At 50.9% G+C, this 25,354-nt stretch carries 25 protein-coding genes; 22 read left to right on the forward strand and 3 right to left on the reverse strand.

The features are described from left to right. Positions 1–61: 61 nt before the first annotated feature. The 7 genes from DFER_RS28840 to DFER_RS28870 all read left to right on the forward strand — a co-directional run bounded on the left by DFER_RS28840 (position 62) and on the right by DFER_RS28870 (position 4,723). Positions 62–1,288 (forward strand): cysteine desulfurase, encoded by a 1,227-nt coding sequence (locus tag DFER_RS28840; RefSeq protein WP_015815208.1) that lies wholly within the window; start codon positions 62–64, stop codon positions 1,286–1,288. 46 nt (positions 1,289–1,334) lie between these two features. Beyond that, positions 1,335–1,712 (forward strand): DUF5618 family protein, encoded by a 378-nt coding sequence (locus tag DFER_RS28845; protein ID WP_015815209.1) that lies wholly within the window; start codon positions 1,335–1,337, stop codon positions 1,710–1,712. A 77-nt stretch (positions 1,713–1,789) separates the two neighbouring features. Then, the gene (locus tag DFER_RS28850) at positions 1,790–2,170 is read left to right on the forward strand and encodes a DUF5618 family protein (RefSeq protein WP_015815210.1); all 381 of its coding nucleotides are present in this window, start codon (positions 1,790–1,792) and stop codon (positions 2,168–2,170) included. 13 nt (positions 2,171–2,183) lie between these two features. Further along, on the forward strand, positions 2,184–2,612 hold the full coding sequence (locus DFER_RS28855; RefSeq protein ID WP_015815211.1) for a SufE family protein: 429 nt from the start codon (positions 2,184–2,186) through the stop codon (positions 2,610–2,612). Between the two features lie 19 nt (positions 2,613–2,631). After that, complete coding sequence (locus tag DFER_RS28860; RefSeq protein ID WP_019944321.1) at positions 2,632–2,943, forward strand: SUF system Fe-S cluster assembly protein; 312 nt, start codon at positions 2,632–2,634, stop codon at positions 2,941–2,943. Positions 2,944–3,130: 187 nt separating this feature from the next. Continuing rightward, on the forward strand, positions 3,131–3,535 hold the full coding sequence (locus tag DFER_RS28865) for a BrxA/BrxB family bacilliredoxin (RefSeq protein WP_374754552.1): 405 nt from the start codon (positions 3,131–3,133) through the stop codon (positions 3,533–3,535). Between the two features lie 78 nt (positions 3,536–3,613). Further along, positions 3,614–4,723 (forward strand): vWA domain-containing protein, encoded by a 1,110-nt coding sequence (locus DFER_RS28870; RefSeq protein ID WP_015815214.1) that lies wholly within the window; start codon positions 3,614–3,616, stop codon positions 4,721–4,723. Between the two features lie 370 nt (positions 4,724–5,093). Here the strand turns inward: DFER_RS28870 and DFER_RS28875 are convergent, their stop codons facing one another. Further along, entirely contained in the window at positions 5,094–7,574 is a 2,481-nt protein-coding gene (locus tag DFER_RS28875) for a PIG-L family deacetylase (protein ID WP_015815215.1), read from the reverse strand. A 29-nt stretch (positions 7,575–7,603) separates the two neighbouring features. Continuing rightward, complete coding sequence (locus tag DFER_RS28880; protein WP_015815216.1) at positions 7,604–8,230, reverse strand: 4'-phosphopantetheinyl transferase family protein; 627 nt, start codon at positions 8,228–8,230, stop codon at positions 7,604–7,606. Positions 8,231–8,290: 60 nt separating this feature from the next. On the opposite strand from DFER_RS28880, the gene DFER_RS28885 reads away from it, so the two are divergent. The 15 genes from DFER_RS28885 (at position 8,291) to DFER_RS28955 (ending at position 22,194) form a co-directional block, all read left to right on the forward strand. Then, positions 8,291–9,976 (forward strand): C45 family autoproteolytic acyltransferase/hydrolase, encoded by a 1,686-nt coding sequence (locus tag DFER_RS28885; protein ID WP_015815217.1) that lies wholly within the window; start codon positions 8,291–8,293, stop codon positions 9,974–9,976. Between the two features lie 37 nt (positions 9,977–10,013). Beyond that, the gene (gene flxY / locus DFER_RS28890; RefSeq protein WP_015815218.1) at positions 10,014–11,264 is read left to right on the forward strand and encodes a flexirubin biosynthesis putative acyl-CoA ligase FlxY; all 1,251 of its coding nucleotides are present in this window, start codon (positions 10,014–10,016) and stop codon (positions 11,262–11,264) included. A 33-nt stretch (positions 11,265–11,297) separates the two neighbouring features. After that, the gene (locus DFER_RS28895) at positions 11,298–11,912 is read left to right on the forward strand and encodes a hypothetical protein (protein ID WP_015815219.1); all 615 of its coding nucleotides are present in this window, start codon (positions 11,298–11,300) and stop codon (positions 11,910–11,912) included. Positions 11,913–11,935: 23 nt separating this feature from the next. Continuing rightward, positions 11,936–12,568, forward strand: coding sequence for a hypothetical protein (locus DFER_RS28900; protein WP_015815220.1), 633 nt, complete (start codon positions 11,936–11,938; stop codon positions 12,566–12,568). A 137-nt stretch (positions 12,569–12,705) separates the two neighbouring features. Then, positions 12,706–13,446 (forward strand): YdcF family protein, encoded by a 741-nt coding sequence (locus DFER_RS28905; RefSeq protein WP_041735665.1) that lies wholly within the window; start codon positions 12,706–12,708, stop codon positions 13,444–13,446. Continuing rightward, positions 13,443–14,501: a methyltransferase gene (locus DFER_RS28910; RefSeq protein WP_015815222.1), complete on the forward strand. Its 1,059-nt coding sequence runs from the start codon at positions 13,443–13,445 to the stop codon at positions 14,499–14,501. Before DFER_RS28905 ends, DFER_RS28910 begins: the two co-directional genes overlap by 4 nt. Before the next feature lie 43 nt (positions 14,502–14,544). Further along, entirely contained in the window at positions 14,545–15,027 is a 483-nt protein-coding gene (locus DFER_RS28915; RefSeq protein WP_015815223.1) for a hypothetical protein, read from the forward strand. Between the two features lie 28 nt (positions 15,028–15,055). Beyond that, positions 15,056–15,970: a hypothetical protein gene (locus tag DFER_RS28920; RefSeq protein ID WP_015815224.1), complete on the forward strand. Its 915-nt coding sequence runs from the start codon at positions 15,056–15,058 to the stop codon at positions 15,968–15,970. Then, on the forward strand, positions 15,970–17,112 hold the full coding sequence (gene darB / locus DFER_RS28925) for a dialkylresorcinol biosynthesis protein DarB (protein ID WP_015815225.1): 1,143 nt from the start codon (positions 15,970–15,972) through the stop codon (positions 17,110–17,112). The genes DFER_RS28920 and darB overlap by 1 nt, the downstream gene beginning before the upstream one ends. 54 nt (positions 17,113–17,166) lie before the next feature. Continuing rightward, the gene (DarG, locus tag DFER_RS28930) at positions 17,167–17,565 is read left to right on the forward strand and encodes a flexirubin biosynthesis protein DarG (protein ID WP_015815226.1); all 399 of its coding nucleotides are present in this window, start codon (positions 17,167–17,169) and stop codon (positions 17,563–17,565) included. Positions 17,566–17,569: 4 nt separating this feature from the next. After that, positions 17,570–18,601 (forward strand): BtrH-related acyltransferase DarH, encoded by a 1,032-nt coding sequence (darH, locus tag DFER_RS28935; protein ID WP_015815227.1) that lies wholly within the window; start codon positions 17,570–17,572, stop codon positions 18,599–18,601. Positions 18,602–18,607: 6 nt separating this feature from the next. Beyond that, the gene (locus DFER_RS28940; RefSeq protein ID WP_015815228.1) at positions 18,608–19,363 is read left to right on the forward strand and encodes an ABC transporter ATP-binding protein; all 756 of its coding nucleotides are present in this window, start codon (positions 18,608–18,610) and stop codon (positions 19,361–19,363) included. Positions 19,364–19,367: 4 nt separating this feature from the next. Next, positions 19,368–20,645 (forward strand): ABC transporter permease, encoded by a 1,278-nt coding sequence (locus DFER_RS28945; protein WP_015815229.1) that lies wholly within the window; start codon positions 19,368–19,370, stop codon positions 20,643–20,645. Positions 20,646–20,724: 79 nt separating this feature from the next. Next, positions 20,725–20,991 (forward strand): phosphopantetheine-binding protein, encoded by a 267-nt coding sequence (locus DFER_RS28950; protein WP_015815230.1) that lies wholly within the window; start codon positions 20,725–20,727, stop codon positions 20,989–20,991. A 6-nt stretch (positions 20,992–20,997) separates the two neighbouring features. Next, a complete protein-coding gene (locus tag DFER_RS28955; protein WP_015815231.1) occupies positions 20,998–22,194 on the forward strand; it encodes a beta-ketoacyl-[acyl-carrier-protein] synthase family protein in 1,197 nt (398 codons plus the stop codon). Here DFER_RS28955 and scpA read toward each other — a convergent pair. Next, entirely contained in the window at positions 22,191–25,109 is a 2,919-nt protein-coding gene (scpA, locus tag DFER_RS28960; protein WP_015815232.1) for a methylmalonyl-CoA mutase, read from the reverse strand. The genes DFER_RS28955 and scpA overlap by 4 nt on opposite strands. Between the last annotated feature and the right edge of the window lie 245 nt (positions 25,110–25,354).

Consider the following 25,354-nt stretch of genomic DNA (forward strand, 5'->3'; position numbering starts at 1 on the left):
ATTTCCTGGTACCCAACCGCCATTTTTGGGGTTGGGTATTTTTCTTAAATGACGAATCACAATGAGCCACAATCTTGATATCGCATCCATCCGCAAAGACTTCCCGATTTTGAACGAAGTCGTGAACGGCAAACAGCTCGTCTATTTCGATAATGCGGCAACGACCCAGAAGCCGCGCCTGGTGCTAGACGCGCTGTCGGGTTACTATGAGCATTACAATGCCAATATCCACCGCGGCATTCACCATCTGGCCGAAAAAGCGACGTCGGCATTCGAGCAGTCGCGGAAGCGCTTGCAAGCGTTTTTGAATGCGGAACATTCGGAGGAAATCATTTTCACTTACGGAACCACCGACGGCATCAACCTCGTAGCATCAGCTTATGGCCGAAAATTCCTGAAAGAAGGCGACGAAGTGATCATTTCCACGATGGAGCACCATTCCAACATCGTGCCCTGGCAAATGCTTTGCGAAGAGAAGGGATGCATTTTGAAAGTGATCCCGATCAACGACGAAGGGGAGCTTTTGATGGACGAATACGAGAAGCTGCTTACCGAACGGACCAAATTCGTATCCGTCGTGCATGTTTCGAATGCATTGGGCACCATTAACCCGATCAAAGAGATTATTGCCAAAGCCCACGCGGTAGGCGCGAAAGTCCTCATCGACGGCGCACAAGCGAGCTCACACATTGAAATCGACGTGCAGGACCTGGATTGCGACTTTTATTCGCTATCCCTGCACAAAATATACGGCCCGACCGGCATGGGTATCCTCTACGGCAAAAGCGATTTGCTGAATGCGATGCCTCCCTACCGCGGCGGTGGCGAGATGATCAAAGAAGTGACTTTCGCCAAAACGACTTACAACGAGCTGCCATATAAATTCGAGGCCGGTACGCCTAACATCGCCGATGTGGTGGCTGCCAAGTTTGCACTGGATTATGTGGATGCCCTCGGTAAAGCTAATATCGCTGCTTACGAGCATGAACTGCTAGCATATGCAACGGAAGCCGTAAAGGAAATCGAAGGGTTGAGAATTATCGGCCAGGCGAAAGAGAAAGTGAGCGTGTTATCGTTCGTGATCGACGGCATTCACCACCAGGACATCGGCGTGCTGCTCGACCAGCAAGGCATTGCCGTTCGTACCGGTCACCACTGTACACAGCCATTGATGAACCGCTTCGGCATCACCGGAACCTCACGCGCATCGTTTGCTGTTTACAACACAACCGAGGAAATCGACAGGCTCATTCAAGGCCTGCATAAGGTGAAGCGGATGTTGGGATAATTTTTTAAATTACTGGCATTGTTTCACTTTAAACTATGTGCACATTATGGAAAACACAGTTCAGGAGGCCAGGCGGTATTTAAGCAACGCAAGAGAGATACTTAGTGAGAAGGCAAAAAAGAATGGTATTTATTACAATGATATTAAGTACGTCAAGCTCGCCGGCCGCGCTGCGTATTCAGGAGTGTTAGTTGCGCTAGACGGCTTACTGGGAAAGAAAGATACGCGTAAGAGTGTGGAGTGGTATCAGGAAAAATTAGGTAAAGTGGACAAAAAGGCGCTGACCGCTTTCAACTCAGCATACAAAATTCTGCATTTGTCAATGGCTTACGACGGCATTGAGCTTGTAAGTGTCTCAAAAGACGGCTTAAAGCAGGCAGAGGCTTTGATCAATTGGGTTGAAACCCGCACGGCGGCGGCTTGATTTGGTGCATTGCTATTCAATGGTAAACACTGACCTTGGAGTATCTTAATATTTTACATTTTAACTATTCACGCATTATGAAAGACAATTTAAAAGAAGCGAGAAGATACCTCAACAATGCCAAAGAAATGTTAAGCCAGAAGGCTAAGAAGGAAGGCAAGTTTTATCAGGATAAGAAATATATCAGGTTGGCCGGACATGCAGCTTATTCCGGTGTTTTGATAGCATTGGATAATGTTCTTGGAAATAAGGACAGTGGCAGGAAAAGCGTCGATTGGTATAAATCAGAACTAGCTAAACTGGATAAAAAAGCACTGACTGCATTCAATGGTGCTTATGAAACTTTGCACCTGGCCATGAGCTACGATGGAAACATCGTTGCGAATGTTTCAAAATCTGGAATTGAACTGGCTGATTCCATTATCACCTGGGCAGAAACCCGCACGGCAGCAGCTTAAATCGAATTTTACAATGACCATAAACGAAATACAAGACGAACTAATTTCGGATTTTGAATTGTTTGATGATTGGGAAAGCAAGTATGAGTTCATTATCGACCTCGGAAAGCAGTTTCCCCCTCTTGAAGAACAATACAAAACGGAGGAAAATATTATCAAGGGATGCCAGTCGAGGGTATGGCTGAATGCTTACATGGACGGCGACCTGCTGAAATTTGAAGCCGATAGCGACGCGATCATCGTGCGCGGGCTGGTGAGCATGCTGGTGAAGGTGCTGTCGGGACATACGCCCGAGGAAATTGCCAAAGCCGACGTGTATTTTATGGAAAGAGTAGGCCTGCACCAGCATTTGGCACAAACCCGATCCAATGGATTGGCGGCGATGCTGAAACAAATGAAGGCATACGGCTTCGCTTTCCAGGCCAAATCAGTGAATGCATAACACTTATTATAACCTTGCGATGTCAGAGGAAGATTTGAAAGAAGAAGTGATCCGGGCCATTAAAACAGTTTACGACCCCGAAATACCGGTCGATGTTTATGAGCTCGGTTTGATATATGATCTGAAAGTGTTTCCGATCAATAATGTATTCGTGTCGATGACGCTGACGTCGCCCTCGTGCCCCTCGGCAGGAACGCTGCCCGGTGAAGTGGAGCAGAAAATCCGCGAGGTGGAAGGCGTGAACGACGTAAGCGTAGAGCTGACGTTCGATCCGCCATACTCGACCGAAATGATGTCCGAAGAGGCGAAACTCGAATTAGGGTTTATGTAGGTACTTCGGCTGTCAGCTATCGGCCGTCGGCATTATCTAAAGATGCCTGTGCCGAAGTAATATAAAAAGCCGAAAGCCGAAGTTATACAAAAGGCCGACAGCCGACTGCCGAAAGCCGAAGTAACAAATTTGTACCAACAACTTTTAAACATTACAATATATGTATCCACCACAATTAGTGGCTCCAATGAAAGCCGAACTGACAAATGCCGGTTTTCAGGATCTGACTTCTGCTGAGGAAGTCGACAACTTCATGAAAAACTCCAAAGGAACTGCTTTGGTTGTGATCAATTCAGTGTGTGGCTGTGCGGCTGGTGCGGCACGTCCGGGCGTAAGGGCGGCGTTGGCCGGCAGCGAAGTGAAGCCAGATCACCTGGCGACTGTTTTCGCCGGTGCCGACCTCGAAGCAACTGCCCGCATGCGTGAATACACATTGCCTTATCCTCCGTCGTCACCGGCCGTTGCGCTGTTTAAAGACGGAGAATTGATCCATTTCGTGGAGCGTCACCACATCGAAGGCCGCTCGGCCCAGATGATCGCCCAGCATTTGCAAATGGCTTTCGAAGAATTCTGCACAGAAGAGCAGGCATAATTCGCGACTTTTTTAATGACTTGACGGCTACTTTCGATTACATTTGAAAGTAGCCGTCTGTTTTCAATACCTGCCGATATGAGAGGACATCGTTTCACGAAATACATTCCGCCCGAGCAAGGGGCGAACAGCAAGTTCGACCAGCTTTTTGATATTTTCCAACAGCTGCTCCTGATGACGTCCGGCGATGTTACGGAGGCCATGTCGTGGCTTAGCCAGCTCGACCGCCAGTATAACCTGACGAACGATTCGTACGGGATCGGCGATTTTTTCGAGGACCTCAAAAAGAAAGGCTACGTTACCGAGGAGAAACAGGACGGCGAAGGCAGGCTGATTATGACGCCCAAAGCCGAGAAAAGCATTCGCAAGAGTGCCCTGGACGAGATTTTCGGTAAGCTGAAAAGGTCCAAATCAGGCGGCAATCACCACACACCACACCTGGGCACCGGCGACGAGCTTACCAGCGACATCCGCGATTTCCAGTTTGGCGATACGCTCGACCAGATTTCAATGACCGAGTCGATTAAGAATGCGCAGGTAAATCACGGGATCGGTGATTTTATGCTCATGGAAAACGACCTGGAAGTGGTGGAACGCGAGCAGAAAACCACTACGGCGACCGTCGTGATGATCGACATCAGCCATTCGATGATCCTGTACGGCGAGGACCGCATTACGCCTGCTAAAAAGGTAGCGCTCGCACTGGCAGAGTTGATTCGCACGAAATACCCGAAAGACTCGCTGGATATCATCGTGTTCGGCAATGATGCCTGGCAAATCCAGTTGAAAGACCTCCCTTACCTCGAAGTAGGACCTTACCACACCAACACCGTGGCCGGCCTCGAACTGGCGATGGACATTCTACGCCGCAAAAAAACGCGGAACAAGCAGATTTTCATGATCACCGACGGTAAGCCGACGTGCCTGAAAGAAGGTATCCGATATTACAAAAACAGCTTCGGCCTCGACCGCAAGATCATCAACAAAACGCTCACATTAGCTGCTCAATGCCGCAGGCTGGATATTCCCGTCACGACATTCATGATCGCGACCGACCCATACCTGAAACAGTTTGTGCAAAACTTCACGCAAGTAAATAACGGCCGGGCTTATTACAGCAATTTGCAAGGCTTAGGGGGCTTTGTACTCGAAGATTTTCAGCGGAACAGGCGAAAAAACGTCAAGTGACGCCATACCGCGGCGTTGAATCGTTCAGGTTTTGTCATTTGTAGTCAGGTATTGTCAAGTTTGGTCAGGAATTGTCAAATGCAGTTATGAAGAAAATGCCGTCAGGCATGTAATATTGGTAGGAAACGCAGTAGGTCTGTTGTATCAAAATGCCGTCAGGCATGCGACAACAATGCATTGTTGTCGCATGCCTGACGGCATTTTGTAAAGCCTGGACATTTTTTGCTACCAATATTACATCGCTACGCGATTTAGCCAGTGTTTTTAAACATCATCCCATTCATTTGCATTCTACAATGCCTGACACACCTGACAATACTTAACCACTCCTGACCAAACCTGACCATTTTTAACCACACCTGACAATACCTTACTTCGCTCCGCCGACCGAAATCATATTCGCAAACAGCCGGTATGCGCCGGTGACGCCTGCGGGGAGCTCGCGGAAGAATGAGAGGCCGGTGTAAATGTAATGTCCTTTGCCGTACTGCGCGTACAATGTGCTGCCTTCCCGGGCCGGCTCGTCCTTATCGTGGGCCGAAAACAGCGCGACGTAGTTCTTTTTATCCCAATCCTGGGCAAAATACAGTCCGCGCTCTTGTACCCAGCCTTCAAAATCCTTCTGCGTGATTTTGTTCGGGTAATTCAAAACCGGGTTTTCAGGTTGCAGAAAATGCATTTCAGCGTCCTCTTCCGTTACCCGCTCACGCCCCAGCTGGATCGGGTACGGGCCGATTTCCTTCACTTTTTGTCCGCCGGGAATGGTGTACTGCACGACCATCGTACCGCCGTTTTTCACATAATCCATCAGTTTTGCCTGATAGTTGTTCAGGTAGGCCTCTGTGTTGTAGGCACGCACACCCACCACGATCGCGTCGTACACGTTCAGGTCTTTTGATAGGCCTGCTTCGTTGAGCATCGTCACCTGGCAGTCCATTTGGCGGAGTGCCGTGGGCACATCATCACCCGCGCCGGCAATGTAGCCGATGTTACGTGCAGTGGTTTGTACGTCAATCTTCGCCAGTTTGGCCGACGATTCGGGGAAGAGCGTCTGACTTGGGATGTGCTGGTAGGCGATGGTTTTAACCGATTTGTCATACTGCTGACCATCTACAACAGCCACCGCTTTGATCGCAGCTTCCTGATTACCAGCCGGTGGCGTGATGATGAACGAGAAGTATTGCTGCTGGTATTTATTGGTTAAATTAAATTCCGCGGATTCCGGAACGGCTTTCCAGCCTGTGGGGATTTGCGGTTTCAGAGTACCTTTCACATTGCCGCGTTGCGCTTCCACGATGATATTTACCGTTTTGGCCTCCATCGAAGGGAAAATAAACACCGGCTCGGTAATGGTGGTCGTTACGAGCGGGCGTATTTCGAACGGTCGGTAAATCTCACCTTCCGCAGGATCAACGAATTTGTAAACCCAGGGTTTTTCAAATACAAATTTCTGTCCGCCTATCTCGAATGTATAGCGCGTCTTCGTGTCGGGCCGGTTTTCGGGGAAGCCGATATCCTGCTGGTTGTCGATCTGGAAAATGCCGCGTTCGATAGACTTTTCAAGCCAGTAGGGTTGGCTGGTGGGTAGGTTAGCGGGGAGTTTAGCCCGTTTTGGAAATGCATTCATCTCATTGGAATTCAGCGCGAGGTTCATCACGCTGTCCGCCGTTTTGCCTGTCCAATGCAGCGAGACGAGTTTTACAGGGTAATCGGAGCGCTTCACGACGCTGATATTGATCCGCGCCTCGTCGCCCGCAACGGCAGAGAAGTCGTTGGGATTGGTTTCGAACCAAAGCCCGGCACATTGCTGGATCAGGTCCTTCACTTCCTCTTTTTTAGCCTTAATATAAATGTTGGCCGAATCCAGGTTGTTCAGCTCCACATTGATTTTGAGCAATTCTGGAATGCTCGCCGATGGTTTGTTCACCGAATAGTTTTTGATCGCCGCTGTAATCAGCGCCTGTACTTTTTCGCCGCCTTTCAAGCGTTTCCAGCTGAGGTCCACGCCGTCGAAAAGGCCTTTTTCAGCCGGCGTGCCTACTTTATGCAGGAAATAATCGATGCGGTCGCCACGGTGCGGGGCGCTGCCGAAGCCCTGGCTGCGGTGCTGGCTGCGGCTCAGTGCAGCGATTTCGGTGTATGATTTGCCCAAAACCGGGTTATAACCACCGATTTCAATGGAAATAAACGGGTTTTTCTCTTCGCTGGGCGCTTTGTTGGTGAAGCCCGGGGTGAATGTATTCCAAACCAACCGCCTGGTTTGCCATGTTTTCACAAATTTCAACTGGTCGGGATAGGCCTTCGGATCGGCTGCCAGGCCGAAACCCTCCTCGGCCAGGTACGCTGACGTCTGGTGGTGCCCGTGGCCGGCGCGCGGATCGGGCGGGAAGCGGGTAATGATCACGTCGGGCTGGAATTTCCGGATCATCCACACCACGTCGCCAAGTACTTTTTCACGGTCCCAGAAGTGGAGCGTTTCGTCGCGGGTTTTGGAAAAACCAAAGTCGTAAGCCCTCGAAAAGAACTGCTGGGCGCCATCAATGCGCCGGGCTGCGAGCAGTTCCTGCGTGCGGATCACGCCGATATTGTAGCCTTGCTCGGCGCCGATGAGGTTCTGGCCGCCGTCGCCGCGCGTGAGCGACAGGTAGCCGGTGCGCACGAGCTGGTCTTTGGATAAGTAGGAGAGCATCAGCGTGTTCTCGTCGTCGGGATGGGCGGCGATGTAGAGCACGGAGCCCAACACATTGAGCTTTTTGATGTTCTGGAAAATTTCACTCGATGAGAGCGCGGGAGTCTGCGCGAAAAGCCGGGTAGCAAAGAGTACGAGGGCGAACGTAAAGAAACGATGCATAACGGGTTAAGGTGGTTGGACAGGGCTGGTTAAACGGTCCAGGTGAGCACATAATCTTCAAATGTATCAAATTGAAGCTGTACAATTTCCTGGTTGGCGCCTTTTTGCAGTTTAACTTCAAAACGGCCGTTTTGGTTGCCGGAAAAGGGATTTATCGTGATATGTTTTTTCAGATCAATGGAAGCGTCGCCGGCATATTTGAAAACAGACTCCTTCGCCGACCATATCAGATGCATTTGCACATTGTTTTCCAGGTCGGCCCATTGCATTTCCGCATCATTCAAAAAATAGAATGCACCCCTGGCAATCGATGGCTTCATTTGCTGGATATCCACGCCCACCGGCGCACCGGCCCGCAGGTACACGCACACATACGCGCCTGAATGCGACATCGAAATGTCCACGTCGGAGCCTGCCAGGTGCGGTTTGCGCTCGGCGTCGTAGCCAATCACGGCATAGCGGCCCAGCATTTCTTTCAGCAATGCCCTGCAAGCCAGCCATTCCTGTTTTCGTTTATCCTTTGAAATGGCTTCGAGCGCTGCCAAATCGGCGGCGGGTACATCGAGCGCTGCGAGCAAAGTTTCCCAGGGCTCGGTCATGCGCCAAAGGCCCAGTTGTGATACCGGTGAAATGGTTTTTATAGAAACGATGCCCATTTATTGTTAATTTTGATACCGGATGAGGCGTGGCATTTTCGCGCCCGTCCGCTGATTTTTATGTGGCCTAAAAACAAAGTACTGCGTTCGGCGCTCAAAGCATTCTCCATTTTTTTGCTCATTCTCGGGATCATCTTCGGATTGTTCCTCTGGCGGATCAGGGTGCCGAAGCCGGAGCTTGAAAGTACTAAAACTGTCGAAAGTTACAAACGCGAGCAGGTAGGGGAGAACCATTACCGGGTTGGCAACAACTGGCTGCGAAAGAACAAGCACGGCATTTGGGAAATGTACCTGGAAGGCGCCCCTTACGAGCGCGGGCTCGTTTACGGCATCCTGGCGAAGGAGCTGATGGAGAAACAGGAAGTGCATTTTGTAGGTCAAATCAAGGAAATGATCCCGAGCGCGATGTTCCTGCAAGTGCTGAAAGGTTTTGTAGGCTGGTTCAACCGCGATATTTACAAATACATTCCCGAGGAAAACCAGCAGGAAATCTACGGCGTTTCGCAGTCGTTTTCGGACCAGTTCAATTACATCGGACCTAAATACTACCGCATTCTCAATTACCACGCGGCGCACGACATCGGGCATGCGCTCACGGACCTGAATATGGTGGGCTGCACCTCGTTCGCCGTGAACCATTCGCTCACCAAGGATTCCACATTGCTCATTGCCAGGAACTTTGATTTTTACATGGGCGACGCATTCGCGGAGGACAAGCTGATCGTCTTCATGAACCCCGATAAAGGCTATAAATTTGCCTCTTACGCCTGGGCAGGGCTTACGGGCGTGGTTTCGGGGATTAATGAAAAAGGTATAACCGTTACATTAAATGCCTCGAAATCAGACATTCCGTTTGCTGCCAAAGAGCCTATTTCGATTCTGGCCCGGGAAATCCTGCAATATGCGGGGACCATCGGGGAAGCGCGTCGCATTGCTTCCAAAAGTGAGACATTCGTGTCGGAATCGCTGCTGATCGGTTCGGCGGCGGATGATAAGGCGGTGATTATTGAGAAATCGCCTCAGAAAATGGATGTGTACGATTCTGGAAAGGATGCGCTTGTTTGTGCAAACCACTATCAGAGCAATGCATTTATCAGAGATTCAGTCAATATCAACAATATCAAGGATACGGATTCGAAGGCCCGTTTCGACCGCATGACCCAGCTCCTCGGCCGTGCTTACCCGATGGATGTGAACAAGGCAGCGGCGATTTTGCGTGATCAAAAGGCTGTGGACGATCAATTCATCGGTTATGGCAATTCCAAACTGCTCAATCAGTTGATCGCACACCACGGCATTGTTTTTAAACCCGCCCGAAAGGAGTTCTGGATCTCTGCGCCGCCCTATCAGCTCGGAGAATTTGTAGGGTATGATTTGAATCGGATATTTGCACAAAAAGGTGACTTTGAGTCGTTTGACTCGCTTGATATCGACCGGGACCCGTTCCTGGAATCGGCAGACTATAAAAAGTTTGAGGCATTTAAATCCGTAAAGCAGAAAATCACTAAATATGTAATGCTGGATACGCCGCTTTCTTTGACACCGCAGGACGAGCAGAACTTCATTGCGAATAATGCACAGAGTTACCTGCCGTATTTTTTCCTCGGCCAGTATCATCAAAAGAAAGGCGACTTCGGCAAAGCGATCGGTTATTACGAACAGTCGTTGAAACACGAGGTTTCTTCGCTGAATGAAGCAAACACGATCCGCGAACGGATAGCCGAAAGCAAGCAGGGCAAGCATTAATGCCTTTTTCAGATTTCCATACCAACCTTTGATTGCCATGAGTTCCGAAACACAGCAGCCCGCGTTGCAGCAGCTTTTGTTGCACGTTTCCAACTATTCCAATTACTACAAGCGTATTTTCCGCGAACAGAATATCAATGTCGACGCGATTAAAACCGTGGCCGATCTGGCGCAGCTGCCGTTCACGACCAAAGACGACCTTGCCCAATACAACGACGATTTCCTGTGCGTGCCCAAAAGCCGCATTACCGATTTCGTGACCACGTCCGGAACGCTCAGCGATCCGGTAGCATTTTACCTCACCGATTCGGATGTGGAAAGGCTGGCGACGAACGAAGCGGCGTCGTTCCAATGCGCCGGCGGTTCGGAAAGCGACATTTACCAGCTCATGACCACCATCGACCGCCGGTTTATGGCCGGACTGGCCTATTGGATGGGTGCACGCAAAATGGGCGCGGGTATGATCCGCGTCGGTCCGGGAGCCCCTTTCCTGCAATGGGAGTCGATCCAGCGGTTTTCGCCCACGGTGATCATCGCCATCCCGTCGTTCATCCCTAGACTGATCGACTATGCGATTGCCAATGAAATCGATTTCGCCGCTTCGAGCATTCAATCCATCATTTGCATTGGCGAACCCATCCGAAACCCGGATTTCACGCTGAATGAGCTCGGCAAGCGCATTACCTCGCAATGGGACGTGAAGCTCTATTCGACTTACGCGTCTACTGAAATGGGTGCGGCCTTTACCGAATGCGGAGAGGGCAAAGGCGGCCATTTGAACCCCGATCTGCTGATCCTCGAAGTGGTGGACGACGAAGGGAATGCGGTGCAGGATGGCGAGCTCGGCGAAGTAGTAGTGACCACGCTCGGCGTGGAAGGCATGCCGCTGCTGCGGTACAAAACGGGCGATCTTTGTAATGTCTATTATGCACCGTGCGCGTGCGGGCGCACGAGCCCGCGCCTGGGGCCGGTGGTCGGCCGCAAGCAGCAAATGATCAAGTTTAAGGGCACGACCATCTTTCCGCCGGCATTGTTCGATGTGCTCGACGCCGTGAAGGAAATCGAATTATACCAGGTAGTCGTTTCGAAAAACGAGTTCGGAAACGACGAAATTACGGTGGTGCTGCCCATGCAATTACAGACCTCGGCATTCAAGGAAACGATGCATTCGCTGTTCAAATCGAGGCTCCGGGTGTCGCCTGCATTAACTTTCGTAACCGCTGAAGAACTAACTTTCCGCATCTACAAACAGGAGAAGCGCAAACCTGAAAAATTGATCTATATTTGACCCCTCTGTTACCATAAAAATAAAATTACTACCATGAAAAAGTTTATTTACGCGTCTGTAATGGCCATTTCGTTCCTCGCCGCAGATGCTGCAATTGCCCAGCGTGTCGACCTCCGCTCCGGTGATGTGAACGTGCTGTCGGGTCAGAAAACGGTGAATGTGGAATACGATTATTCGAGCTTCGGTGTGGGTAAATTTGCTACCGAACAGGAGTATCTCGATAAAAAATCGGCCGAGTACAATGCCAAGGAAGCAGGTAAGGGTGATGCCTGGAAAAAAGCGTGGGTAGAAGACCGCAAGAACCGCTATGAGCCCAAGTTCGAAGAGCTTTTTAACAAAGGACTCGAAGACAAAGGCATTACCGCTGTAACCGCCCGTCCCGATGCGCAATATACCCTGATCGTGAAAACCAGATTCGTTGAGCCCGGTTTCAATGTGGGTGTCATGCGCAAGAATGCCTATGTGGACTATGAAATCGACCTCGTGGAATCTGCCAATAAATCGAACAAAGTCGCGGAAATAGCAATGAGAAACGTTCCGGGCGGCCAGTTCGGCGGTTTCGATTTCGATACCGGCGTCCGCATCGCGGAATCCTATGCGAAAGCCGGCAAATCGCTGGCGGCGTTTCTGGACAAAAAACTGAAATAATCAACCGTTCCAATACCTCTGTTATGAAAAAGCTAATACTCATCGCACTCGTGCTGTTCAATGCTGCGGTTGCATCGGCGGACAACACCATGGCCGACCTCGTTGCGGGTAAAACCAAACTGGTTTTCCTGGGCCTTGATTTTACACAGGCCAAATACATCGGTAAAGCAGGTTTTATGGACGCGCAGGCGATTCAAAATCAGCACATTGTGAGCTGGAACAACCTGATCGAACTGGAACCGAAGAAGTTTTCGCTCCAAAAGGCATTCAACCTCAAAGACGACCAGTACAAATCGAAGGTTGAGGACATGGTAGCTTTCAATAAATCGGTAAATGTGGAGAAAAACATTACCGAGGACGAGCACAGCATTACCGAAGACCAGGTGAAAAAATCCGTTGCGAAATATTCGCTGAGCGAAAAAGAGGGTGTAGGTGTGGTGTACGTGGTGGAAAGCCTCAGTAAAAACGCCGAGAAGATGACAGCCTGGGTAACATTCATCGACCTGGCTACTAAAAAGGTGATACACACCGAAAAAGTGGAAGGTAAAGCAGGCGGTTTCGGTTTCCGCAACTATTGGGCCGGGGCCGTTTACAAGATCAACCAGGAGATCGACAAAAGCCTGTACAAAAAGTGGAGCAAATCTTTTAAAGCGTAAAAAGTAAATAGAATTTTCTATTTTTAAAGCTCAGATTGATTACCGATACCATATCATTCTTTTGTAAGCTGTGATCTGTTTGCCTGAGTTTGGTGAACGTTTCACAGCTTGCTGTTTAAAACCCGCTGATCATCATCGTGCGTATAGCCAATTCGTTTTTCCTGTTGCTGCTGTGTCTGCTTTTTTCGGGCTGCGGCAAAATGCTCTACCGTTCGGCGGCGAAGGCTTTTACAAAAGGTGCCAAAGAAGCGCCATACGACGCGATTATCGTTCCCGGCTTTCCCTACAATGGTGAAAAGTGGGACATGGTGCACCAGCTTCGCATTCACTGGGCCTATTATCTCTATTCGAAAGGTTATACCAAAAACGTCATCTTTTCGGGCGGCGCTGTGGCTACTCCGTACATTGAAAGCCGCGTGATGGCTAACTATGCCGAGGCGCTGGGCATCCCGCGCGAGCATTTGTTTACCGAAGAAAAAGCCCAGCACAGTACTGAAAACGTATATTATTCCTACCGGCTTGCAAAAGAGCGGGGCTTTAAGAAAATTGCGCTTTCCACCGACCCGATCCAGACCAGCTACATGAAGAAGTTTATCAAAAAGTACGAGCTTCCCATTGGCCTGCTGCCCACGGTGATCGACACGGTGAAAACGCTCAACGTGTACGAGCCGAAAGCCGATCATAGCAATGCCGTCGTGAAAGAAGGTTTTGTGAAACTGTCGGATAGGGAAGGGTTTTTCAAACGCTTCCGGGGCACTATGGGCAAGTTCATTGTCTGGCATGAAGAAGATTTGAAAAAAGCGAAATACAGAAGAAGATACAAGGACCGGATGATACCCTCTTCCGAACAAACAGGGAACAATAAAAGCGTACAATGAAAAAAGAATTGTCGGCTATCGAAGCCAAGTATGAAGCACAGAAGATCGCGTTCGGCCCGATGTACTTTCAGTCGGTGGTGGCACTCAGGGACCTCGGTATTTTGCAATATATCAGCGAAAACCGCAAGGGAGTGAGCATTGCCAGGATCATCGAAAATGTGAATGTCTCGGAATACGGCGTGACCCTATTGCTGGAAGCGGCGGAAATTCTCGGCGTGGTGGAAATAGAAAATGACGTTGTCCGGATCAGCAAGATCGGTTTTTTCCTCTTGAAGGACGAAATGACGCGCGTGAACATGAATTTCATGAAAGACGTGTGCTACCTCGGCGCGAGCCACATGACCGAAAGCATCGTGAACGGGAAGCCCGAAGGCCTGAAAGAACTTGGCAACTGGCCGACGATCTACGAAGGCCTCTCCATCCTGCCCGAGCCCGCCAAAACTTCATGGTTCGAATTTGACCATTATTATTCCGACAATGCATTCCCCGACGCGCTGAAAATCGTGTTTTCGAAAAAACCGAAACTGATCTTCGACGTGGGCGGAAATACCGGTAAATGGTCGTTCGCGTGCTGTGACCATGATCCGGATGTGAGGATTAAAATACTCGATCTGCCGGTGCAGCTCAATGTAGCCCGTGCCAACGCCACCGAAAGAGGCCTGCTCGACCGGATTGATTTCCACGCGATCGACCTGCTCGATACAACGCAGAAAATTCCGCAAGGTGCCGATGTGATCTGGATGAGCCAGTTTTTGGATTGTTTCTCGAAAGAACAGATCGTTGCCATACTTGAAAACGCCCATCAGGCCGCTACCGAAAACACCACTTTGTACATTCTGGAACCATTTTTTGATAACCAGAATTATCCTGCTGCACATTATAGCCTGGTGGCTACATCTTTGTATTTTACAATTATGGCCAACGGCAACAGCAAAATGTACAGGATCGGTGTGATGAAGGAACTGGTATGCCAGGCTGGGTTTGAAGTAGTTGAAACTTATCCATTGATTGGCGACAGTTATCATACGATTCTGGAATGCAGGAAAAAGGCATAATGCCTGATCTGTTTACATTCTGGTTACGTAAATTTTGATAATTATGAAGCGTTTAATGGCGGTTTGCCTGGCACTTCTGCTCGGAGCGGCCGTTTCGGCCCAGGCGCAGGTAGACAAGGGGACTTTTTACGAAGCATTGTCGAGCGGTGAAGAAGACTCGATCGACCAGATGCTTTCGAAACTCGAAGGCGAAAAATCGACCTCGAAGATGAACGCCTACAAAGGCGCATTGACGATGAAGAAGGCCGGTTTTGTGAAAGGGGTAGGAGGCAAAGTGAAAACGTTTAAAAGGGGCGCGCACCTGCTCGAAGACGAGATCAAAAGCAACCCCGGCAACACCGAGTTCCGCTTCCTGCGACTGACGATCCAGGAACATGCGCCGGGAATTTTGAAATACAATAAGGAAATAGATGCCGATAAACAGGCCGTCGTTTCCGGCTACGCCAGGCTGGATGCGGATTTGAAAAACGTTATCGCCGGTTATGCGAAAGATTCGAAGGTTTTGAAAGAATCGGATCTCAAATAGGAATGCATTAATAGGATTTTGCTGCTCAATGAAGAATATTTTAGTTGTAAACTACTCGCAATCAGGACAGTTAAATGAGATTATCGACCAGTTTCTGAAACCGTTTGATCCTGAAACAGTAGAGCGATTAGAGATTTTTCCGGCGAAACCCTTCGTGTTCCCCTGGACGAGCGACGAGTTTTTCGATAAAATGCCCGAATGCGTGCAGGAAGATGTGATCGAGCTCCGACCGCTGCATTTCGGCGCGGAGAAATACGACCTGATCGTGCTCGGTTACCAGCCGTGGTTTTTATCGCCGTCGCTGCCTGTCACTTCCCTGTTAAAAAACGAGGCATTTAAACGCGTGGCAAGTGGCGGGACGCCGATCATGACTGTTATCGGCGGACGGAATATGTGGCTCAATTCGCAGGAAAGCATCAAAAAGCTGATCGCCGAGGCGGGTGGCAAGCTGGTAGGCAATATTCCGTTGATGGACCGCGTTTCCAACCTCGTCAGTGCCGTAACCATTCTGCATTGGATGCTTACAGGCCGCAAAGACAAGAAATGGGGCATTTTCCCGAAGCCGGGCGTGAGCGACGAGGACATCCGGAGCGCCTCGCGTTTCGGGGCAATCGTTAAACAGGCCTACGACAACCGGAATTATGCCGGTTTGCAGAAAGAAATCATGGCCACAGGCCTCATTACCATACCAACGGACATCCTATTCATCGAAGGAAGGGCGAAAAAGCTGTTCAGGATCTGGGCCAATCTCATTAAAACGAAAGGTACCACACCCGAAAAGCGCAAGCGGCTCGTCGGGTTTTTCAAATACTACCTGCTGGTGGCCCTGTTTATGGTGGCGCCCGTGCTGGTAACGGCCTACCGGTTGCTGATCGCGCCGTTTGCCGCCAATGCGATTAAGAAGAAAAAAGAATACTTTTGTGGTGTAGAAACCAAATCATAATGTCAGAAGCATATATTACCAGGATTGCCAAGTTTTTACCGAATGAGTCCGTTTCCAACGAGGAAATGGAAGAATATTTAGGATACATCAACGGAAAACCATCCAAATCAAAAGCCATTGTACTGCGCAATAACGGCATTAAAAACCGTTATTATGCATTGCGTAAAGATGGCACGCCCACGCACACCAACGCGGAAATGGCTGCGCTCGCTGTCAGGAACCTGTTCCGGGATAACCCGGCGGAAATTGGCGAAATGGATCTGCTGAGCTGCGCCACGTCCAGCCCCGACCAGCTGATGCCCTCGCACGGCTCGATGGTGCATGGTCACCTGCCCGAAGCCGCGTCGATAGAAGTAGTGTCGCCCTCGGGTGTGTGTTGCGCGGGAATGCACGCATTTAAATATGCCTACATGTCCGTAAAGCTTGGTGAGAAGGATAAAGCGGTGGCCTGCGCTTCCGAACGGCTGTCGACCGTGTTGCGCTCGGATCAGTTCGAGGACGAGATCCAGCAGCTCACCCGCCTGGAAAAAAATCCTTACCTGGCGTTTGAAAAAGACTTTCTCCGTTGGATGCTTTCCGACGGCGCCGGTGCATTCCTAGTTGAATCGGCCCCGAATACCCAAGGCATTTCCTTGAAAATAGACTGGATCGAAGGCTGCTCGTATGCCAACGAGGTGGAAGCGTGCATGTACATGGGCGCCGACAAGCTCGAAGACGGCACGCTCAAAAGCTACAAAGATTACACGGCCGAGGAGATCAAGGAGCGTTCCGTGCTGAGTATCAAGCAGGATGTGAAGCTTTTAGGTGAAAAAATTGTTAAATTGGGTTTCGCCAAGCTCAAAGATATCATGGCCAAAAAAGGAATAACAATGGACGATGTGAGCTATTTCCTGCCGCATTTGTCGAGCTATTTCTTTGAAAGCAAAATCGACGAGTTTTTCCGGGAAAACGGCATGCCGGTGCCCAAAGAGAAGTGGTACACCAACCTCGTTACGAAAGGCAACGTCGGCGCGGCGTCCATTTACATGATGCTCGAAGAGGTATTCAACAGCGGGGCTTTGAAAAAGGGTGAGAAAATATTGCTGGCGGTTCCCGAGAGCTCACGGTTCTCGTACATGTTCTGCATGCTCACCGTGTGCTGATCGGGCGAAAGCCCTGATGTTCCCAATAGTAACCATCATAAGCTGCCCATAACAATGAAAAAGGAAGACCTTCCGCAAGATCCCGGCGCGCTCGCCAAATTTACCCGGGAAGTTTGCTATGTCAAAAATGACGACGGCAAGTACGAAACCGCACTGAGCGAAGGCTGGGACGTGAAAAAGCAGGCGCTCGACAGTGCCTGGGAGGATGTCAACGAGCGGGTGGAAGAGGCGCGCAAGGCGGTTGCGAATGGGGAAAAAAGCCCGGTATACTATTTTATGGAACTTCGCCTGATGGATTTGTCGGTCCTGTCGGGCTACACGGGGATCTTCCCGTTTTTTATCAAACGACATTTCAAACCATCCGTTTTTAAAGGGCTCAGCGAGCGGAAACTGGAAAAATACGCCAGGGCTTTCGACATTACCGTGAGCGAATTGACAAATTTTAAAGGTTGATCCAGTGAACATTGACAGTCAGACGGATGAGTTCCATCACGTACAAACCGCCCATTGCGAAAACGGCGTAACCACTGCATTGCTGCGTTACCACGGCCTCGATTTCATGACCGAGCCGCTGGCATTCGGCATGGGTTCTGGCTTATTTTATATACAAATACCCTTTCTGACGGTCAATAACGGTCCGGCAATTTCCTTCCGCACAATGCCCGGCGCGATCTTCAAACGCACGTGCAAATCGCTCGGCGTGGAGGTAACCCGCAAGAAATTCTCTAACCCGGCTGCTGCGGAGGCCTTTCTGGATCAAAAGGTAAAGGAAGGTGTGCCGGTAGGCTGCCAGGTGGGGGTTTTTCACCTCACTTATTTTCCCAAAGAATACCGCTTCCATTTCAACGCGCATAATCTCATCGTATTCGGAGAGGAGAATGGCCGCTACCAGATCAGCGACCCGGTGATGGAAGACGTGACCTCGCTTTCCAAAGAAGAACTTTCCCGCGTGCGGTTCGCGCAAGGCCCGCTTGCGCCGAGAGGACATATTTATTTCCCCGAAAAAATAAAACCGATTACCCAGGACATGATCCGCAAGGGGATTGTATCGGGCATTCGCCGCAATGTGCGCGATATGCTCAGCATTCCCGGCAATTTTGCGGGAGTGAACGGCATCCGGCACACCTCCAACCACGTCCGCAAATGGCGCGACAAGCTGGGCTTGCGCAAGGCCAGCCTGTATCTGGGCCAGATCGTGCGGATGCAGGAAGAGATCGGCACGGGTGGAGGGGGCTTCCGCTTTTTATACGGTGCATTCCTGGAAGAAGCAGCGGCCTATTTGCAGGACGACCGCGTGTCGAACGTTTCGGAGGACTTCACCAAAGCCGGCGACATGTGGCGTGCGAGCGCCATTAAAATGGCCGGCGTGTACAAAGGCCGCCTTACCGAACAGAAAGATTTTGAAGAAATTGCCGATATGATGCTGGAAATCCGGCTCGTTGAAAAGGAGGCATTTCAGAAACTTTCCAGCCTGAAACTGGGTAAATAAGTGCGGATGGATATGGCGGGTCAGGTGTGCATTGAAATCAGGGACGTGTATAAGCGCTATCAGTCCGCGCAGGAGGACAGCCTTTCCGACGTGTCGCTGGACATTTTGCAGGGCGACGTGTTCGGGTTACTAGGCCCGAATGGCGCGGGTAAGACGACGTTAATCTCCATTCTCTGCGGCATTATCCCCGTTTCCTCGGGCGAGGTGCAGTTCTATCAAAACGGCACGCCTTATTCCAATGCAGAGCGCAAGAGCCGCATCGGTTTTGTACCCCAGGAATATGCATTTTACCAGGAACTGACGCCCCGGCAAAACCTCGATTACTTTGGGGCGATGTATAATCTTTCCAAAACGAAACTGCGCGAGCGCCGCGAGCATTTACTGGAAGTCCTTGGCCTCGAAAAAGCTGGCGACAAAAAGGTAGGCACATTTTCGGGCGGGATGAAGCGCCGCGTGAACCTGGCGATCGGCATTATCCATGAACCGGATATTCTTTTTCTGGATGAGCCAACGGTTGGCGTGGATGTCCAAAGCCGCAATGCGATCATCCGCTATTTACAGCAGATCAACCGCGCCGGGACCACCATAATTTACACTTCGCACCACATGTCGGAAGCCGAGGAGTTTTGCAGAAACATCGCGCTGATCGACCATGGAAAGGTTATTGCAGCAGGCGGTTTGGAGCATTTGAAAACCGTGCACGCGGTGCCCAATCTGCAAACATTGTTCATCAACCTGACCGGCGAAGAGTACCGCGATTAAGCTTATGTTTAAATTATTTTCATCATTACGCAAAGAGCTGCTGCTGCTTATCAATGATAAAGTGGGGCTTGCTTTGATGTTCGTAATGCCGCTGCTGCTGGTGTTCATCATTACCATTATCCAGGACAGCGCTTATAAAATGGTGAATGAGAACCAGATTCCGCTGCTCGTCGTGAACCAGGACAAGGGCCAGGAAGGCCGGAAGCTCGTGAATTTGCTCAAAAAATCGGGGCTTTTTAAAATCGATTCGCAGGATGCTATCAAGCAGGAAGCATTGAAAGCGGAGCTGTTGGCGAGAGGAAAAATGATTGCATTGTACATTCCAGCCACGTTTTCGGCAGGGCTTGAAAGCAATGCGGAAGATGTGAGCGGCATTCTGATGGACGACCTCGGTTTGGAGCACGATACTACCGCCCGCGAAAAGTTTTCCATGCCGCGGCTTGCCTTTTACAACGACCCTGTTTTACAGGAAAATTACAGCTATTCGATCATGAGCGTGATCCAGTCGTACATGAGCGTGATCGAAAATTCGCTGATGATCGACCGGATGTATGCCAATATGGACATTCCCGAACGGTCCGAAAAGCTCAAAGACAGGATGATTTCCAACCGCGTGGGGATCGACCAGATCGTGGCGAGCAACAACAATTCCACGGCCATTCCCAATTCCACGCAGCATAATGTGCCCGCCTGGACGATTTTCGCCATGTTTTTCATGGTCGTGTCGCTTGGGAGCAACATTGTCAAGGAGCGTATTAACGGAAGTTTTCTCCGGTTGAAAACCATGCCGACCACATTCATGGTCGTGATGTTTAGTAAAATGGCCATTTACGTGGTGGTAGCGGCCTTGCAGGTAGCAGCCACGTTCTCGATGGGCGTCTGGATTTTACCCAAACTGGGCCTGCCCAAACTCACCGTGCCCGACAACATCATCGCCACCATTGCCGTGATTTTCATCAGCAGTATGGCCGCCGTAAGTTATGCTTTAATGATCGGCGCATTTGCCAAAACCGAACAGCAGGCCAATGGTTTCGGGGCCATTTCGATCATCATATTCGGCGCGATAGGCGGCATTCTGGTGCCTACGTTCGTGATGCCGGGTTTTATGCAGTTTTTCAGCAACTTTTCGCCGCTTCATTGGTGCCTCGACGGTTTTTACGTGCTTTTCCTCAAAGGCGGCAGCTGGCAGGATTTGCGCATGGTGTTCGCTTTTCTGGGCATTTTCATCGTGTTTTGTCAATTGGCCACATATTTTAAGTTGCGGTTGGAAAGAATTATTTAAGTTTGATACGCTCGTCGTGCACCCTCGACCGGTCGGCCCCGTGTAACCGGTTATTACTAGAAGAGATTAACAAATCAATATGGACATAGAAAGCTTGAAGCCCATTCTGAAAGGGCAAATTGTACAATACCTGAACCTGCTCGACATTAACCCTGCCGACATCAAGGACGACGAACCACTTTTCGGAGGCGACCTCGGCCTCGATTCCATCGACTCGCTCGAACTCGTGGTACTGCTCGAAAGAGAATATGGTATTAAAATCAACAATCCGGCGGAAGGACGTAAAATCCTCGTCGATGTGAACCACATGGCCGAGTACATTCTCGCCAATACAAAAGCTGCATAAATTTCGATGGGACGGGTGTTGGTGACAGGTATGGGCATGATTTCGGCCATTGGCAACAATGTAGCGGAGAATCATGAGAGCTTGCGGAGCGGGCGTTCGGGCATTGGAAGTGTGTCATATTTTGAATCGTTGTATGCTTCTCAATTACCGTTCGGTGAAGTGAAGCTGAGCAACGAGGAGCTGAAAACGGCACAGAATCTCGAACAATCCAGCGGTTACACCCGTACCTGCCTGCTCGCCGATAAGGCATTCTGCGAAGCCATTGCCGACGCCGGACTGAGCAAGGGCCAGCTTTCGTCGCTCGATACCGCCCTCATTTCCGCCAGCACGGTGGGGGGCATGTGCCTCACTGACCAGCTTTACGAAGATGCCAACCGCCGCTCGCAAGGCTCCGAATACCTCGAAGCCTATGGTTGCTCGGCGCACACCCTGAAATTGATCCAACGTTACCACATCAAAGGTTTTACGGATACCATCAACACCGCCTGCTCATCGTCGGCGAACGCCATTATGCTCGGCGCGCGGCTGATCCGGTCGGGGAGGGTGAAGCGGGCGATCGTGGGCGGGGTCGATAGCCTTGCCAAGTACACGGTGAATGGTTTTAATGCATTAAAAATCCTCTCTTCGGAGCCCTGCAAGCCGTTCGACGTCCATCGCGACGGCCTGAACCTCGGCGAGGGAGCTGCCTACCTGGTGCTGGAAGCGGAAGAACTGGCCGCGGGTAGGAAAGTGTATGCCGAAATAGCCGGTTACGGTAATGCAAACGACGCGCATCACCCTTCTGCCATGTCGGATGAAGCCGTGGGCGCGATCCGCTGCATGCAGGAGGCCATTCGTTCGGCGGGAATTAAACCTTCGGAGATCGGTTATGTGAATGCGCACGGCACGGGCACGCAGAACAACGACCAGGTCGAGTTTTTCGGGATGGGAGAGTTGTTCGGCAAAATGCCGCCTTACAGTTCTACCAAGTCATATACGGGCCACACGTTGGGCGCCGCAGGTGCGGTGGAGGCCATTTACAGCATTCTCGGCATTGTGCATTCGGAATTGTTCCCGGGTTTGAATGTGAATGAGCCGATCAAAGGTGCCGATCACGCGCCGGTTTCTGAATGGAAAGGGGATTATAAACTGAACTACGTGCTCTCCAACTCGTTCGGTTTTGGCGGGAATTGTACTTCGCTGGTTTTTGCGGGGGTAAACTAATTTTCCTGCATCAGTTTGGCCAGAATCTCCTGTGCGGCCACTGAAATCACGGTTCCGGGGCCGAAAATTCCTTTTACACCTGCCTCATAAAGAAACGGATAATCCTGCTCGGGGATCACTCCGCCTGCGATGACCATCATATCACCTCTGCCCAGCTTCTTCAATTCGCCGATCAGTTCGGGAATGAGCGTTTTATGTCCTGCTGCCAGGCTCGATGCGCCGATCACATGCACGTCGTTTTCGATCGCCTGCATCGCCACTTCGCGGGGCGTCTGAAAAAGCGGGGCAATGTCGACATCGAAACCGAGGTCGGCGAAGCTGGTGGCGATTACTTTTGCACCCCGGTCGTGACCGTCCTGGCCCATTTTTGCAACGATAATCCGTGGCCTGCGGCCTTCCAGCCTGGCAAAGTCATCGGACATTTCCCGGGCCCGCCGGAAGTTTTCGTCGTCCGAAACTTCGGTCCGGTACACGCCCGAAACTGCCCTGATGCCCGACTGGTATCGCCCGAATTCCTTTTCCATCGCCATTGAAATTTCTCCTAATGTAGTTCTTTTCCGCGCCGCGTCCACGGCTAATGCAAGCAGATTTGTATGCATATCGCGTCCGCCGGACTGCCGGCATGCCTCAGTAATGCGGTCGAGGGCCTGGCTTACTTCCGACTCATTTCGGCTTTGGCGGACGGCTTTGAGCCGGGCGATTTGCGCATTCCTTACCGCCTCATTATCAATTTGTAGTATTTCAAAGTGCTGTTTGTCAGTAGTCTGGTAACGATTTATGCCTACAATCACCTCCTTACCCGAATCGATCCGTGCCTGCTTGCGGGCGGCGGCTTCCTCGATGCGCATTTTGGGAAGGCCGGTTTCGATGGCTTTGGTCATGCCGCCCAATGCCTCCACTTCCTCGATGAGCGCCCAAGCCTTTTCGGCAAGTTGTGCGGTCAGGTATTCGACATAATACGAACCTCCCCACGGATCGACGGCCTTGCAAAGATCCGTTTCGTTTTGGATAAAGAGCTGCGTTTCGCGGGCAATGCGGGCGGAAAAGTCGGTGGGTAATGCAATGGCCTCGTCGAAAGAATTGGTGTGCAGCGATTGCGTGTGGCCCATGACGGCCGCCAGGGCTTCGATGGTCGTGCGGGCAATGTTATTGAACGGCTCCTGCTCGGTGAGGCTGTAACCGCTCGTTTGGCAATGCGTGCGGAGCATCAGCGACTTCTCGTTCTGCGGGTTGAATTGCTTCACGATTTTAGCCCAAAGCATGCGCCCGGCCCGCATTTTCGCGATCTCCATAAAGTGGTTCATCCCGATTCCCCAGAAAAACGACAGCCTCGGGGCGAAATCGTCGATCGGAATGCCGGCGGCGAGTCCCGTGCGGATGTATTCGAGCCCGTCCGCGAGTGTGTAGGCGAGCTCAATATGCGCCGGCGCGCCCGCCTCGTGCATGTGATAGCCGCTGATGCTGATCGAGTTAAAGCGTGGCATGTGCTGTGAGGCAAAGGCGAAAATGTCGCCTACGATGCGCATGGATGGCGCGGGCGGATAAATGTAGGTGTTCCGCACCATAAATTCTTTCAGAATGTCGTTCTGGATCGTTCCCGTCAATAGGTCGGGAGTTACTCCTTGCTCGTCGGCAGCGACGATAAAAAAGGCCATGACGGGGATCACGGCGCCGTTCATCGTCATCGACACCGACATCCGGTCGAGCGGGATCTGGTCGAACAGTGTTTTCATATCTTCCACCGTGTCGATCGCTACGCCCGCTTTACCCACGTCGCCCGTCACGCGCGCATGATCGGAATCGTAGCCGCGGTGCGTCGCAAGGTCGAATGCGACGGACAGCCCTTTTTGCCCGGCGGCGAGGTTGCGGCGGTAGAATGCATTGGATTCGGCTGCGGTGGAGAAGCCTGCATATTGCCGGATCGTCCACGGGCGTTCGAGATACATGCTTGCATACGGACCGCGGAGATATGGGGGAGTGCCTGCACCAAATGCAATGTGGCCAGCCTCGGCAATATCATTTTTAGTGAACCGGCTTTTGAGCGAAATGCCTTCGGCGGTATGGAAATGGGCTGGCTGGACGATTTGCGGCGCTGTATTTTCGTTTTCACCTGAAATTTCGCTGAAAATGTCACTCCCCAAACCTTCCACAAAACGCTTCCACGCTGCGGCAGCCAGCTTCAAGGTCATATCTTCCAGCGCAAACGCGCCTGCCGCCGGATCAGCCACTTGCGCGAAATGGCTTTCATGTTCGAGAATGTAGGACACGTTTGTGGCCAATCGCTGAGCCAATACCTTATCCGACTGATCAAACGGAAGCACCGTGAGTGCATCGCACCCGCCGATAATGGCGCTCATCGCCTCGGCCGTGGCCCGTACCAGATTGGCGTGATCCGGTTTGTCTTCCTTGTATTCAATGGGGGTTTCAGCGTGAATGAAGGGGGTACTTTCCGCTTCCGGCCATGCCAATGCCTTCGCTATTTTGCTCAAAAGGTATCGCAGCGCTCTCAGTTTCGCGATTTCAGTCAGATAATGCGGACCGATCGGAACCGAGAATGTAATCTGATCCCATGCGGGCACCGGCGCTACGCTGTTTTTGGAATACCCATTAAAGAAAGAGACCAATGCCGATACCAGCTGTGCTACCGGATCACTGCCTTCGAGCCGGATCTGGAGCGGGCGTGGCGGCGTGATGGGCCCGGCATTGACATTGATCCAGCCCACCGTTTTGCGCTGCGCCTGCTGAATTGCTTCTACCGCCTTCCAGTCGAGCTCTTCGGCTGTTACATACGGCTTGAAATGCACGCCCGGCGCTATTTCCCAGGACGGACTGCCGCTTTTCATCTCCTTTGCCACCAGCTTTTCCCAGGCGCTTTTGTCCGAAGGGGAAAATTCAGAAAAGAGTTTCGCTGACATGGGCTGACGGATTGATGTACTGTTCAGGAAAAGGCGCTGTTAGCAAAACTACAAATTTTGGGACGCAAATGCGGATATACAAAAGGCAAAACCGCTTCTGTAACCTTCTGGACACGATTAGCCTCATGATTTTATTTTTGGGTTTGCAGATACACCCCGCACCTGTTAAATTGAATATCCGTTTCATCTGGAGAGATCAGGTATTTTTATATCTTTGCCGTCCTTTTGAACTATGATATTCAGAG

Source organism: Dyadobacter fermentans DSM 18053 (assembly GCF_000023125.1).
GTDB lineage: Bacteria > Bacteroidota > Bacteroidia > Cytophagales > Spirosomataceae > Dyadobacter > Dyadobacter fermentans.